The organism is Streptomyces sp. NPDC037203 (genome assembly GCF_055605065.1).
Genome location: NZ_JBVJUC010000015.1, coordinates 64671 through 78415 on the forward strand (window position 1 = coordinate 64671; position 13745 = coordinate 78415).

The 13745-nt window shown below is 74.0% G+C and carries 13 protein-coding genes; 4 read left to right on the top strand and 9 right to left on the bottom strand.

Features of this window, described 5'->3' with window-relative positions; genetic code table 11:
• The first annotated feature begins 148 nt into the window (after nucleotides 1–148).
• Entirely contained in the window at nucleotides 149–1009 is an 861-nt protein-coding gene (locus ACZ7EC_RS30250) for an esterase/lipase family protein (protein ID WP_471067577.1), read from the top strand.
• A 30-nt stretch (nucleotides 1010–1039) separates the two neighbouring features.
• On the opposite strand, the gene ACZ7EC_RS30255 is transcribed toward ACZ7EC_RS30250, so the two are convergent.
• Nucleotides 1040–1174, bottom strand: coding sequence for a hypothetical protein (locus ACZ7EC_RS30255; protein WP_471067580.1), 135 nt, complete (start codon nucleotides 1172–1174; stop codon nucleotides 1040–1042).
• 112 nt (nucleotides 1175–1286) lie between these two features.
• Here ACZ7EC_RS30255 and ACZ7EC_RS30260 point away from each other — a divergent pair, with 112 nt between their 5' ends.
• A complete protein-coding gene (locus tag ACZ7EC_RS30260) occupies nucleotides 1287–1907 on the top strand; it encodes a class I SAM-dependent methyltransferase (RefSeq protein ID WP_471067583.1) in 621 nt (206 codons plus the stop codon).
• Between the two features lie 52 nt (nucleotides 1908–1959).
• Here ACZ7EC_RS30260 and ACZ7EC_RS30265 read toward each other — a convergent pair whose 3' ends face one another.
• Complete coding sequence (locus tag ACZ7EC_RS30265) at nucleotides 1960–2460, bottom strand: ribonuclease FAU-1 family protein (protein WP_471067585.1); 501 nt, start codon at nucleotides 2458–2460, stop codon at nucleotides 1960–1962.
• Entirely contained in the window at nucleotides 2441–3373 is a 933-nt protein-coding gene (locus ACZ7EC_RS30270) for a GNAT family N-acetyltransferase (RefSeq protein WP_471067588.1), read from the bottom strand. Before ACZ7EC_RS30270 ends, ACZ7EC_RS30265 begins: the two co-directional genes overlap by 20 nt.
• A 71-nt stretch (nucleotides 3374–3444) precedes the next feature.
• Between ACZ7EC_RS30270 and ACZ7EC_RS30275 the strand changes: the two genes are divergently transcribed.
• Entirely contained in the window at nucleotides 3445–3813 is a 369-nt protein-coding gene (locus ACZ7EC_RS30275; protein WP_471067591.1) for a GntR family transcriptional regulator, read from the top strand.
• 69 nt (nucleotides 3814–3882) lie between these two features.
• Here ACZ7EC_RS30275 and ACZ7EC_RS30280 read toward each other — a convergent pair whose 3' ends face one another.
• The gene (locus ACZ7EC_RS30280) at nucleotides 3883–4653 is read right to left on the bottom strand and encodes a DUF72 domain-containing protein (RefSeq protein WP_471067593.1); all 771 of its coding nucleotides are present in this window, start codon (nucleotides 4651–4653) and stop codon (nucleotides 3883–3885) included.
• A 15-nt stretch (nucleotides 4654–4668) separates the two neighbouring features.
• Nucleotides 4669–5763: a DUF5925 domain-containing protein gene (locus ACZ7EC_RS30285; RefSeq protein WP_471067597.1), complete on the bottom strand. Its 1095-nt coding sequence runs from the start codon at nucleotides 5761–5763 to the stop codon at nucleotides 4669–4671.
• Nucleotides 5764–5872: 109 nt separating this feature from the next.
• Here ACZ7EC_RS30285 and ACZ7EC_RS30290 point away from each other — a divergent pair, with 109 nt between their 5' ends.
• The gene (locus ACZ7EC_RS30290) at nucleotides 5873–7234 is read left to right on the top strand and encodes a xylan 1,4-beta-xylosidase (RefSeq protein ID WP_471067600.1); all 1362 of its coding nucleotides are present in this window, start codon (nucleotides 5873–5875) and stop codon (nucleotides 7232–7234) included.
• A gap of 2 nt (nucleotides 7235–7236) precedes the next feature.
• Here ACZ7EC_RS30290 and ACZ7EC_RS30295 read toward each other — a convergent pair whose 3' ends face one another.
• From ACZ7EC_RS30295 to ACZ7EC_RS30310, 4 genes are read right to left on the bottom strand one after another with little or no spacing between them, the layout of a single operon-like run.
• Nucleotides 7237–10716 carry a lipopolysaccharide biosynthesis protein gene (locus ACZ7EC_RS30295; RefSeq protein ID WP_471067603.1) on the bottom strand — a complete coding sequence of 1160 codons (3480 nt, stop codon included), beginning with the start codon at nucleotides 10714–10716 and terminating at the stop codon, nucleotides 7237–7239.
• Nucleotides 10709–11518, bottom strand: a complete 810-nt coding sequence (locus ACZ7EC_RS30300) for a polysaccharide deacetylase family protein (RefSeq protein WP_471067605.1) — start codon at nucleotides 11516–11518, stop codon at nucleotides 10709–10711. The genes ACZ7EC_RS30295 and ACZ7EC_RS30300 overlap by 8 nt, the downstream gene beginning before the upstream one ends.
• Complete coding sequence (locus tag ACZ7EC_RS30305; RefSeq protein WP_471067608.1) at nucleotides 11511–12584, bottom strand: glycosyltransferase family 2 protein; 1074 nt, start codon at nucleotides 12582–12584, stop codon at nucleotides 11511–11513. The genes ACZ7EC_RS30300 and ACZ7EC_RS30305 overlap by 8 nt, the downstream gene beginning before the upstream one ends.
• Nucleotides 12581–13402, bottom strand: coding sequence for a glycosyltransferase family 2 protein (locus tag ACZ7EC_RS30310; protein WP_471067610.1), 822 nt, complete (start codon nucleotides 13400–13402; stop codon nucleotides 12581–12583). Before ACZ7EC_RS30310 ends, ACZ7EC_RS30305 begins: the two co-directional genes overlap by 4 nt.
• Between the last annotated feature and the right edge of the window lie 343 nt (nucleotides 13403–13745).

The window sequence follows — 13745 nt, forward strand, 5'->3', positions numbered from 1 at the left end:
GGCCGGGCGGCCGGGGCTGGAAGTTTTACTTGCCCGTAACTTCCCCCGGACGCTACCCGCCCGTAACTTGACGAATGAACAGCATCCTCGTGATCCGGATCACAGGGCCAGGCCGCCACACCCCCTTGAGCCGCAAGGAGATCACCCGATGCTGCCCTGGAAGCGAGTGCTCAGACCCCTCACCGCGCTGCTCCTGTCCGCCGCCGCCGTCACCCTGCCCGCCACGGCCGCGCACGCCGACACCGCGCCGCACACCGGCTGGAACGACTACTCCTGCAAGCCCTCCGCCGCCCACCCCCGCCCCGTCGTCCTGGTCCACGGGACCCTCGGCAACTCGGTCGACAACTGGCTGGGCCTCGCCCCCTACCTGGAGGCCCGCGGGTACTGCGTCTTCTCCCTGGACTACGGCCAACTCCCCGGCGTCCCCGTCTTCTTCGGGCTCGGCCCCATCGACCAGTCGGCCGCGCAGCTCGCCGCCTTCGTGGACCGGGTGCGCTCCGCCACCGGCGCCGCCAAGGTCGACCTGGTCGGGCACTCCCAGGGCGGCATGATGCCCCGCTACTACCTGAAGTTCCTCGGCGGCGCGGCCAAGGTCGACGCGCTCGTCGGCATCGCCCCCGACAACCACGGCGCCACCATCAGCGGCCTGACCAACCTGCTGCCGTACTTCCCCGGCGCCACGGACCTGGTCAAGGCCGGCACCCCCGGCCTCGCCGACCAGATACCCGGCTCCGCCTTCCTCAGCAAGCTCAACGCGGGCGGCGACACCGTGCCCGGAGTGCACTACACGGTCATCGCGACCCAGTACGACGAGGTGGCCACCCCCTGGCGCAGCCAGTACCTCAGCGGCTCCGACGTGCACAACGTCCTGCTCCAGGACCTGTGCCCGGTCGACCTCTCCGAGCACGTGGCGATCGGCCTGGGCGACCGCATCGCCTTCCACGAGGCCGCCAACGCCCTCGACCCGGCGCACGCCACCCCCACCACCTGCGCCTCCGCGCTCAGCTGAGGGCCGGGCCCGGCCTGCGCCGGCCGGGGGTCAGCCGTCGGGCCACCAGGTGCGCGCGATGTCCTTGCGCACCTCGGGGCGCCCCGCCGGGCGCTCCTCCGCCTCTTCCCGGATCCGGCGGCCGTCCGTCCTCTTCAGCGGCTTCTGCACGGATGTACGGCGCATGGCTGCCTCCTTCGGCGCCTACCGGGATTCCGCACACCGGCGGAGGTAGGCGCGTGGGGCGAGAGTTCCTCATCCGTCCGGGTCTGTCAGTGGCGTGTGTCACTCTCTGGTCATGAGCGATGAGCGTGAGCACAGGGATACGACTGCCCAGTCGCCGGACTGGGATGCGCAGGCCGCCGGTTTCGACGACGAACCGGACCACGGCCTGCGCGATCCCGCGGTGCGGGCCGCCTGGGCGGCGCGGCTTGGCTCCTGGCTGCCCGCGCCGCCCGCCGATGTGCTCGACCTCGGCTGCGGCACCGGCAGCCTGTCGCTCCTCGCGGCCGAGCAGGGACACCGGGTGACGGCCGTCGATCTCTCCCCGGCGATGACCGGGCTCGCCCGCGCCAAGCTCGCCGGGCATCCGGCCGAGGTGCTGTGCGGACCGGCCGAGACCCCGCCGGTGGGGGAGCGGCGCTTCGACGTGATCCTCGTCCGCCATGTGCTGTGGACGCTGCCCGACCAGGCCCGCGTGCTGCGGCACTGGCGGGGCCTGCTGCGCCCCGGCGGCCGGTTCGTGCTGGTCGAGGGCGTCTGGGGCGAGCTGCATCCGGTCGGCATACCCGCGTCCCGGCTCACCGCGCTGCTGGAGCCGCTGACGGCCGGCGCGCGCGTGGAGCGGCTGTCCGGGGAGGCGGTGCTGTGGGGGAAGGAGGTGACGGACGAGCGGTACGCGGTGGTGGCGGGCGTCTGAGCTCGTGAGGGCGCTGCCCGGGGGCCTCGGGGCTCCGGGCGCCTGTGGCGGCTCAGGCCGGCGGTTCGCCGAAACCGCCCGCGCGGGCGAGCCGCTCCAGCGCGTCGAGGGCGGCCAGGGCGTGCGCGGCGGCGGCCGGATCGGTCCTGGCCAGCCCGCTCGCGGCGAACTCGTCCTCGTCCAGCCGACGTACGTCCCTGCCGTCGGCCGAGCGCCACAGGTCCAGGTCGAGGTCCTCCACCACCAGTTCCGGGCCGGTGCGGACCGCGGGCCGGGTGATGTCGCAGTACCAGCCCTTGACCCGGCCGTCCGCGGCGCGGACCTCCTTCACCGCGTACCACCGGTCGCGCCAGTAGTACTCGGTGAACACATCGCCCGGCTCGAAGCGCACGAACCCGAAGTCGCGGATCCCGGAGCCCGCCCAGGGCGCCCGCACCGCGATCCGGACGCCGTCGTCGCCGAGCAGCTCCGCGGGATAACGGATCTTCGTACGGCCGCCCTTGACCAGCCTGACGGTCAACCAGGCCGATTCTTCAGCCGAGTTCGCGGACATGGCGGACCTCCGTCGCACAGATCTCGTAGCCGAGCCACTTGTTGATCGCGATCATCGGATCGTTGCCGGCGTCGTTGCCCGTGAACGCGTCGGTGACACCGGTGGCGCGGGCCCGGTGCAGGGAGTGCAGCTTGGCGAGCTTGGCCAGACCGCGGCCGCGGTGGGCGCGGGCGGTGCCGGTCATCGCGGTGGAGTACCGGCCGTCGCCGTCGGTGTAGGCCAGGGTGAAGGCGACCGGACGGCCGTCGACGCACGCGGCCATGGTCAGCTCGCGGTTCAGCAGCGGGTGGTTCCAGCTGCTCCTCAGCCAGTCCTCGTAGGCGCGCGGTGCGAAGTCGAGGTCGCCCGGCTCGTCCTGGAGGGTCTCCGCGTCCAGTTCGAACAGCGGGCGCGGATCGTTAGCGAACTCCGTGGCCGCGCGCAGCTCGACGCCCGGCGGGGTGGCCGGCAGCGGCGGGAGCGCGCCGCCGGCCAGGTCCAGGCGGAGGAAGTGCGCGGTCCTGCCGGCCCGGTAGCCGTGCCGCTCGGCGAAGGCGCGGTGGGCCGGTTCGTCCAGGACCCAGCTGAAGACCCTCGTCGCGCCCAGCGAGACGAGGTACTCCTCACCCGTGCGCAGCAGCAGCGTGCCCGCGCCGCGGCCCGCGCGGTCGGGCCGGACGTAGATGTTCAGCATGCCCTGGTCCGGCTCGCTGCTGTCGTACGCCAGCAGCACCTGGGCGGTGCCGATGATCTCGCCGTCCTCGTCCTGTGCGAGCAGCGGGCGGTAGCGGGCGTCGGGATGCGTGTGCCGCACGTTGTGCCGGACCGAGTCCGAGGTGAACAGGACGTACGGCAGGGCGAGTCGGCGCACTCGGGCGAAGCCCTCGGTGTCGGCCGGTACGCCGGGGCGTACGTCGCGGACGATCGATGTCATGGGGAGGGACCGTACGGGGGGTTGCCCGGCGGCTGCCTCTCATTTTTCCGCGCGTACGACAGAATCGGGCTGTGAGCCTGAAGATCCGCATCGATGACAGCGCGCCCCCCTACGAGCAGGTGCGGGCGCAGATTTCCGAGCAGGCGCGGTCCGGGGTGCTGCCCGTGGGGTACCGGCTGCCGACCGTGCGGGGGCTGGCCGAGTCCCTGGGGCTCGCGGTGAACACGGTGGCCAAGGCGTACCGGGCGCTGGAGGGGGACGGGGTGATCGAGACGCGGGGGCGCCTCGGCACGTATGTGGCCGCCGCCGGCTCGGCCGCGGAGCGTGAGGCGTCGGCGGCGGCGCAGGCTTATGCCGAGCGGGTGCGGAGGCTGGGCCTGGGGGAGGAGGAGGCGCTGTCCGCGGTCCGGGACGCCCTGCGGGCGGCCTACGGAGGGTAGGGAGCAGGGGGCGGGTGTACGGCTGGGTGCGGCCGTCAGCGGTGAAGTCCGGGCGGTGGCCGATCTCCGTCAACGCTGGTGGGCCACCTCCGGGAAGCGTGTCACCGGCAGGCCCGCCCGTGTCGCGGCCTGTGCGAAGGCCGCCGCGTCCGTCACCGCCGCGCCGCCCGGATCGTTGTTGAAGTAGGCGTGGACGGTCTCGCCGGCGGGGAAGGCCGTGGCGATGCGGTCCACCCAGGTTTCCAGGGCGCGGCGGCCGTAGCGCGGCCAGGGCCGGGCGCGGCCCTGGTGGAAGCGGACGTATCCCCAGTCGGCGGTGCGCCACAGCGGGGTGACCGGGCGGGACAGCACGTCGGCCCAGCACAGGGCCGCGCCGCGGGAGACGAGGACCTCGCGCACCTCGGGCGTCCACCAGGAGTCGTGCCGGGGCTCCACCGCGACCCGCGTACCGCGCGGGAAGCAGGCGAGGCACGCGTCCAGCAGGGACGGGTCGGCGCGCAGCGTGGGCGGGAGCTGGAGCAGGACCGGGCCGAGCCGGTCGCCGAGGCCCGCCGCGTGGGTCAGCAGCCGGTGCACCGGTTCGGCGGGGTCCTTCAACCGCTTGATGTGCGTGAGGAAGCGGCTGGCCTTGACCGCGACCACGAAATCCGGCGGCACCCGCGACCGCCAGGCGGCGAAGTTGTCGTACGACGGCAGCCGGTAGAACGCGTTGTTGATCTCCACTGTGGCGAACAGCCGGGTGTACTCCTCCAGCCACAGCCGAGCCGGGACCCCGGCCGGATAGACGAGGTCCCGCCAGTCCTTGTACTGCCACCCGGAGGTGCCGACCAGCAAGGTCACGTCTTCATGAAAGCACTACAGGTACAGCCCCGCGTCCGCGCCGTTGCGCGCCCCCGGTACCGAGGTCGGCGTGGTGCCCCGGCGCAGCGCGTACAGCTCGGCCAGGGTGGCGCCCTCGCGGCCGACGCCCTCCTCGGTGCCGAGCCAGTGCACCGCCTCGTCGCGGGTGAGCGGGCCCACCTCGATACGGGCCAGGCAGCGGCCGGGACGGACCACGGCGGGGTGCAGCCGCTCCAGGTCCTCGTTCGTGGTGACGCCCACCAGCACGTTGCGGCCCTGGCCGAGCAGGCCGTCGGTCAGGTTCAGCAGCCGGGACAGCGCCTGGCCCGCGGTGTGCCGGGCCTCGCCGCGGATCAGCTCGTCGCAGTCCTCCAGGAGCAGCAGCCGCCAGCGGCCCTTGCCCGCGCCGTCCTCCTCGCCGATCGCGATGTCCATCAGATAGCCGACGTCGGAAAAGAGCCGCTCCGGGTCGAGGACGCAGTCCACCTGGCACCAGTCGCGCCAGGAGCGGGCGAGGGTGCGCAGCGCCGAGGTCTTGCCGGTGCCCGGCGGGCCGTGCAGCAGGAGCAGCCTGCCCGCGATGTCCTCCGGCGTGGTCCTCATCAGCCGGTCCATCGCCTCGGCGACCGGCGCGGTGTAGTTGGCCCGGACCTCCGACCAGGTGCCGGCCGAGATCTGCCGGGTGGTGCGGTGCGGACCGCGGCGCGGGGAGACGTACCAGAACCCCATCGCCACGTTCTCCGGCTGGGGTTCGGGCTCGTCGGCCGCGCCGTCCGTGGCCCTGCCGAGGATCTCCTGGGCCAGTTCGGCGCTGGTCGCGGTCACCGTGACGTCCGCGCCCCGGCTCCAGCGGGAGACCAGCAGGGTCCAGCCGTCGCCCTCGGCGAGGGTGGCGCTGCGGTCGTCGTCCCGCGCCACCCGGAGCACCTTCGCGCCCTCGGGGAGCAGGGTCGCGCCGGAGCGCACGCGGTCGATGTTCACCGCGTGCGAATACGGCTGCTCGCCCGTCGCGAAACGGCCGAGGAACAGCGCGTCGACGACGTCGGACGGCGAGTCGGAATCGTCGACGTGGAGTCGGATCGGCAGAGCGTCGTGCGGGTTCGCAGGCATGCCGCCATGATCCGTCACCGATGCCCTCCGCGCACGGCATTTCCACCTCTTGTCCCTGGTGTCCCGAGGTCTGCCCAAGCCCCGGACCGCGCCGTTACCGTAGTCCCCGATGGCACGTCATGGGTGGGAACGGGATGGCCGGCGATGGCGGCTCGGCGCCCTGCTCGGGGGGATCGCGGCGGCGCTCGCCCTGCTGGTGAGCCTGCTCGGCGGCCTGCCGGGCACCTCGGCCGCACCCCGCGGCACCGGGAAGCCGGACGTCGGCTGGGGCTTCACCCACACCCGGTACAGCGCCGACGAGGGAGCGCCCGCCGCCACCGCGCGGGTACGGCGGCTCCTCACGGCGGACGGCGGCCTCGCACAGGACCAGGCGATCATGGGCTGGGGCGCCGACAACCCCGAACCGGCGCCGGGACACTACGACTTCGGGGCGCTGGACCGCCGGATCGCCTTCGTCCGCGCCTCCGGCGGCACCCCGGTGATCACCCTGTGCTGCGCCCCCGACTGGATGAAGGGCGGCAAGTCCGGTGCCGCGCACACGGATTGGAGCCGGTCCGCGCTGGAGAGGGCGCCGGCTCCCGCCCACTACCAGGACTTCGCCGACCTCGCCGCGACCGTGGCCCGGCGCTATCCGGACGTGCGGCACTTCGTCGTCTGGAACGAGTTCAAGGGCTTCTGGGACGAGTCCGCCAACCGCTGGGACTACGAGGGGTACACCCGCCTGTACAACCTCGTGTACCGAGCGCTGAAGAAGACCGGCGACGATGTCATGGTCGGCGGCCCCTATCTGCCGATGGACAGCGTCACTCCGGCCGATCCGAACGCCTCCCCGCGGCTGCGGGGCGACTGGGGGGCGATGGACCAGCGGGTGCTCGACGCCTTCTCCTACTGGAACGCGCACAAGGCCGGCGCCGACTTCACCGTGATCGACGGCGCCAGCTACCCCGGCGGCGGCACCCCGCGGCCCGACGAGTTCACCGCGACGGACAAGCTGACCGCCGTCGGCACCTGGGTACGACGGCAGACCCACGACCTGCCCCTGTGGTGGGCCGAGTACTACGTGGAGCCCGGCGACGGCGCCGCCGGCTGGTCCGAGCCGCACCGGGTCGCCGTCCAGGCCACCGGCATGATCGCCCTGGTCCGGGGCGGCGCCGGCTCGGGCTTCTACTGGAACCCGGAGCGGCGGTCCGGACCCGGCTGCCCCGGCTGCCTGTGGACCCCGACCGACCGCGTCGACGGGGGCCGGGCGCTGCCCATGTACGACCTGCTGTCCCGGTTCGCCGCCGCCTTCCCGCCGGGCACCCGCTACCGCACGGTCCCCGTCGACCCGGCCGCCGCGCCCGGACTGCGGGTCCTGGCGAGCGACCGCACCGTCCTCGTGGTCAACACCCGTGACCGGACCACCGGCGCGCGGGTGGACGGCAGGGACCTCACGCTGCGGCCGTACGAGGTGAAGTGGCTGCGCCGCTGACCTCACTTCAGCGTCAGGAACCGCTGCACCAGCACCGCGACCACCACGGCGAGCAGGGGCACGGCGAACCGGAAACCCCCCTGCACCAGCCGCAGTCGACGCGCCCCCGGCCGCATCGCCACCCGGACCACCTCGCGCGCGGCCAGCACCAGCATCAGCACGACGGCGGCCGACGCGCCGACCACCGACCAGGGCGTCCACGTCACCAGCGGCCCGGCCGGTCCGGGGCGCGGCCGGGGAACGGGACCCGCGGGCCGCGCGCGCAGGGCGTACACCGTGGCGTCGCCGTCGACCAGGACCCTCGTCAGCTCCGGCCGGGCCGCCAGGCTCCGGGCGAGCCGGGACCCCCAGGCCGGGGGATAGCCCGCGTTCAGGCGCAGATACGTCACCTGGCTCTCGCCGACCATCAGATACGACCGCGGACCGGCGTCCTCGAGCGCCTGGACCAGCCCGGACACCCGAGCCGGGTCGGTCGGCGCGAGCGTCGGGACGTAGTCGACCCGCTCCATGTCCTTCGCGCCCCACGGCAGTGACGGGGTCACGTCGTTCACCGGGTCGTCGCTCAGCCACAGCAGCCGTACGGTCGGCCGGTCGTGGGCGTACACCCAGTCCATCGCCGCGACCTCGCCGGGGCGGGTGCGTTCGAAGGGCTCGTTGCCCCACCGGGCCACCAGGAAGCCGCCCATCAGCAGCAGCCCGGCGAGCAGCGCGGCCGGCGGGGCGAGTCCCGGCCGGTCCGCGGCGCGCGGGAAGAACGCGAGGGCGCCGAGCAGGGCCGCGCCCGGCACCGCGAACATGAAGACGCGCAGCGCCATCTCACCGCCGTACGACTGCATGCCGAAGCCGAGGAACGGGACGAGGGTGAGCACCGCGAGCGACCGTTCGCGGTACCGGCCCAGGCGCCGGCGCCACCAGCCCCAGCAGGCGAGGGCCAGCACGGCACCGGCCAGCAGCACCCGTGTGTACAGGACCAGCTTGTGGACCGGGTCGCCGCCCTGGATGCGGCCGGAGACGGAGGTCGAGACATTGCCGCCGATGCCGCCGATGCCGCCGAAGAGGTCGTCGAAGTGCCCGGACCAGTACGGCTCCGCCATGAAGCCCAGCCAGACGGCGACGAGCACCGCGCACAGCAGGGGCAGTCCGCGCAGTGCGCAGCGGCGCAGCAGGACGAGGACCGCGAGGACGCCCAGCATCATGAACGGGGTCAGCTGGTGCGCGGGCACGGTCGCGGCGTACAGGCCCAGCAACAGCAGCAGCAACGCGGTGCGTTGGCGCCGGTCGGTGGGCGGCGGCTCCGCCTCGCCCGGCCGCAGCCGCCCCGCCGGCGCGCGGGGCGGGCGGAACCACACCAGCAGGATCGCCGTGAACAGCAGGTACAGCAGGAAGGTGAAGCCCTGCGGGGAGAAGTAGTCCTGGCCGACCCAGCCGCACAGCACGAACAGCCAGACGCCGGTCCACTTCGCCCGCCAGTCCGCCCGCATCGCGCGGGTGAGCAGCAGCATCGGTGCCAGGTAGGCGAGTTGGATCACGGTCGGCCACCAGCGGATGACCCCGGTGAGGTCGGTGACCCCGCAGGCGCGAGCGGCGAACGCGGCCACCGCGAAGAAGCCCGGCCAGCTCCAGCGGGCGTCCAGGTCCGGGGCGGCGGAGCCGGTGCGGTCGATGTAGTCGAGGAAGCCCAGGTGCTGCCAGGCCGTCGCGAACCGCGGCTCGCTCTCGATCACGGCCGGCAGCGCGTGCAGCGACACGACCGTGGCGAGCAGCGTCACCAGCAACAGGGCCCGGTGCTCGCGGCGTTGCCACAGCAGGGCGGCGAACACCACGACCAGCAGCGCCGCGCCGGCGAACGTGGGCAACGGCAGCACCGAGACCAGCCCCAGCCCGCCCATCCGGTCCAGATCGGCCTCGTCGACCTGGAGGGCGGGGAGCCAGTAGAGCAGAAGGGCGGCGGCCAGGAGGGAGGCGAGGACGAGGGGGGAGCGCAGGCGGGGGGTGCGGGGAGAGGGCTGGGCCGAGGGCTCGGGCTCCGCGGGGGGCGCCGGACGCGTCAGGGGTACGGCCTGTGCGGCGGCCCGCCCCCGCGCCGGCCGCCGGCGCCGTACCGGCTCCGCCATCCCCAGGTCCGCCAGGTCGCCGTCCGGTGCCACCGCGTCCGGCACGCCCCCGGTGCCCGTCGCGGGCTCCGCCCGTACCGTCCGCCACAGGCGCGGCGCGGCGATCGTGACGATCACGGTCAGGCTGGAGACCTCGGCGACCCCCTCTCCCGCGAGCCCCGCGCGCGGCAGGAGCAGCAGGGTCAGCCCGAGGACCAGGACGCACAACAGTCCCTGGAGCCAGGCGAGTTGCGCGGTGCGGCTCTGGGCGCGCAGTACCGCGAAGTAGGTCTCCATGACGACGCGGAGCAGCGTGCCGACCGCGAACAGGCGTAGCAGTCCGGTCGCCGCGTCCGCGTAGCCCGCGCCGAAGACACCGAGGATCCAGGGCGCGCCGAGGAACAGCACGGCGCTGATCGGCAGCATGATCCGGGCCATGCGCCGAAGCGCCGCGCGGGCGTTGGCGGCCAGCCGCGCCGGGTCGTGCGAGCCCTCGACGGTCAGGGACGCGCCCATGTTGACGGCGAGCAGATTGCAGGTGCCGCCGATGGTGGTGGCGATGTAGAAGTACGCGTTCTCCGCGGAGCTGACCCGCGCGGCGATGATCACCGGCACCAGGTAGACCACGGCGAGCGAGAACAGGGAGCCGGTGTAGTCCCCGGCCAGGAACCGCCCGACCTCGCGAACGGTCGGCGGCCCCGCCCGCCCGGCGGTGGCCTCGACGTGCCGGGGCACCAGGCGGCGGAACACCAGCCAGCCCAGCGGCACCACGGAGGTGGCGATCGCGGCCACCCAGGACACGAAGACCCCGGTGGCCGGCAAGGCGACGGCGAACGCGGCGAGCAGCACCAGCTTCACCGCGGAGAACACCGTGTTGCCCACCGGCACCCAGGGCGCGCTGCGCAGCCCGGTCAGCACACCGTCCTGGAGGGTGAGCAGGTTCCAGGCGACCACGGCCGCGACGAAACCGAGGCCGGGGAGCGCTCCGCCAAGGAAGCGGTACGACGGCCCCCAGACGTCCAGGGTGCCCAGGAACACCCCGGCGGCCAGCGCCACGAGCAGGGAACTGCCCGTGTACGTACGGAGGATGAACCGGCCGGTGCGCCTGCCGGACACCGGGATGAACCGGGCCAGCGCCCCGGTCAGGGTCACCGCGGTGAGCCCGGCGAGCAGCTTCATCGCGGCGATGGCGGCCGAGCCCCGGCCGACCGCGGCATCGGAGTAGTAGTGCGCCGCGGCCAGCCAGAAGCCGAGGCCCAGGACGGCGGAGATCCCGGTGTTGAGCATCAGCGCGTACGCGTTGCGCAGCAGCGGACCCCCGCCCGCGGCGCGGGCGGGGCCGGGTGCCTTCGCCGCCTCGGGGCCGGGCGCGGTGGCCGTGTCAGTCACGGGGCCGGCCGGCCTTCCGGACCGCCGGGCCGATCCGCCGCACCCCGCGCACGAGCGCGTACCCGCGGGTGAGGGCCCGGTCCCGAGCGAACGTCCGGCCGATGTCCCGCCCCCGCAGCAGCCGGGTGAACTCCCCGGCGTCCGTGCCGCGGCGCACCGTGACCCGGCGCAGCGCGTACGGCCCCTGGGCACGGCGGGCGAGCCCGTTGCCGACGGCGAGCGCCTGCCCGTACCCGGCCGCGCGCACCGCCCGGCGCACCCGGCGGGTGGAGTAGCCGTACGGATACGCGAACGACTCCGGCCACGCCCCGAGTTCGGCGGCGAGGATCTCCGTGCACCGGCTCAGCTCCCCGGCCAGCGCCGTGTCGTCCAGCTGGTCGAGCTGCGGGTGCGTGTGGCTGTGCCCGCCGATCTCCACACCGGATGCGGCGAGCCGGCGTACCTGGTCCCAGTCGAGCATGGTGTCGAGGCCGCCCCCGGTGTCGTACGCCCCCCGGAGCCAGCCGGTGGAGACGAACAGGGTGGCCCGGAAGCCGTGCCGGGCGAGCACGGGCAGAGCGTGCCGGTGCACGCCCTCGTAGCCGTCGTCGAAGGTGATCAGCACCGGACGCGCGGGCAGTGGCCGGCCGGCGCGCCAGTGCGCGGCCAACTCGGCGGTGGTGACGGGGGTGCGGCCCGCTTCCGCGACGAGTTCCATCTGCTCGGCGAAGGTCTCGGGGGCGACCGACAGGGTCCGGGTGGCGGGGCTGGGCGCGGTGGCGACGGAGTGGTACATGAGGATGGGCACGGCGAGATCAGTCATGCGGGCCCCCTCCCGGATCGCCACCCATCGGGCTCCGTCCCGTATCGCCACCCGTCGGGCTCCGTCCCGGATCGCCACCCGTCGGGCTCCGTCCCGGATCGCCGCCCGCGGTGCGGCCGAGTGGCCCCCGCCGCGCCCGGACGCTCCCCGCCGCGAATCCCGCCGCGGCCGTGAGCACCCCGGCGACGATGGCGCCCGCGCGGCCCGCGCCGCCCGGCCGGCCGAGCAGTGCGTCGCGCAGGCCCCGGACGACACCTGCGGGCAACACCCGTGCGGCGTACCGGCGTTCGGACTCCAGCCCCTTCGCCGCGCCGACGCTGTGTGCCACCAGGGCCTTGGACAGGCCCTCGGCGTAGGCGCGGGTGCGGAAGTAGGCGAAGCTCTCCCGGCCTCGGGGCACCCGGTGGTGGATCACCGCGCGGTCGTCGACGAGCAGCACCCCCTCGGGGCGGGCGCGGGCCAGGCGGATGCACAGCTCCGTCTCCTCGCAGCCGAGCGGGCGGTGGCCGCCGTCGCGCCCGATGCCGGTGGCGAAGCCGCCCGCCGCCTCGAAGGCCGCCCGCCGGAACGAGGCGTTGCCGCCCAGGACATTGCGCACCCGCACCCGGCCCGGCGGCAGCCCCCGGTAGGTGCAGCCCACCACCCAGTCGAACTCCTCCGGGAACCAGGCGGGCCGCCGCCCGGACGCCCACACCGGCTCGGTGCGCCCGCCGACCGCCAGCACCCGCGGATCGGCGTACGCCTCGGCGAAGCGGCGCAGCCAGTCCCGTTCGGCCACGGCGTCGTCGTCCAGGAAGGCGATCACCTCGCCGCGCGAGGCGGCGATGCCGGTGTTGCGGCCCGAGGACAGGCCGCGCGGGCCGGAGTTGGGCAGCACCCGCACGTCACCGGCCGCCCGGTACGCGCGCTCCAGCCGTTCGCCCAGGGCCGGATGGTGGTCCACGACGAGGAGGGTCTCCAGGGCGGGGTACGACTGCGCGCGCACCGAGGAGACCGCCGCGCCGATGTCCGCCCAGCGGTCCTCGGTGTACACGCAGATCACGACGGAGATGCCGGGATCGCTCAAGTGGCCGCTCCCCGCCGTGGCTTGAGCAGCGGGGAGCGGCGCGGCCGGTGGCGCAGGGCCCGCCGGTTGGAGCGCTCGCGCAGGATCACCCGCAGCACCCGCAGCCCGTCGCGCACCGCCCGCAGATTGCTGGTCCCGTGGATGCGCAGGTACTCGTGGCTCGGTATCTCCTGCACTCTCAGGCCCGCCTTGACCACTCTGATGTTCATCAGCGTCTCGACCTCGAAGCCGGTGCAGTCGAGTTCGATCTTGTCGAGGCAGTGCCGCCAGAACGCGTTGTAGCCGTAGCACAGATCGGTGTAGCGGGCGCCGAACTTGCGGTTGACGACGGTGCACAGCGCCCAGTTGCCGAGCCTGCGCACGAAGGTCATGTCGTCGGTTCCGCCGCCGTTGGCGAAGCGGGAGCCCTTGGCGAAGTCGGCGCCGGACACCAGCGCGGAGACGTAGCTGACCATCTCGCCGCCGTCGGCCGAGCCGTCCGCGTCGACCATCACGATGATGTCGCCGGTGCACGCCTCGAACCCGGTGATCAGGGCGTCCCCCTTGCCCCGCCCGCGCTGCGGGACGACCTTGAGGCGCGGCCACAGGGACCGCGCCACCTCGGCGGTGCCGTCGGTGGAGTTGCCGTCCACCAGCACGACCTCGTGGATCCAGTCGGGAAGGCTCCCGAAGACGTAGGGCAGGTTCCTCGCCTCGTTCATGGCGGGGATCACCACGCTCACCGGCGGGGTGATCGCCAGGTGCGAGGAGATGGGCCGGTAGTGGGTGACGAGCAGCGGTTCGCCGCCCGGACTCGGCGGGCGCAGCGCTGGACTCATGGTTGGTTCCCTCTCGTCCGGTGGACCGCCCGCCGCCGGGCGGCCCGGCTCGGGATCCGGTTCGAAAGGGGGGCTCTCCTCCGTGGTGCGGCGAGCGGAACTCCGTACCCGCGGACGAGCTGGGCAAAGCTGTCCGGGCCGCCGGGCGAGCATGGCGGCCGGTCGCGCGGCCCGGCCCGGTCGCCGCTCGCGGTCACCGAGCACGGCACCCCCCTGCCGCGCTGCGCAGCGAAGGCACCGCGGCACCCGGCCCTCCCCAAGGACCCGGCACCGGCGAACCGCTGCGGTTGAGCTGTATGACGGTATTGACGGTTGAGCCCGAAAGGCAAGACCCGGACGGTGT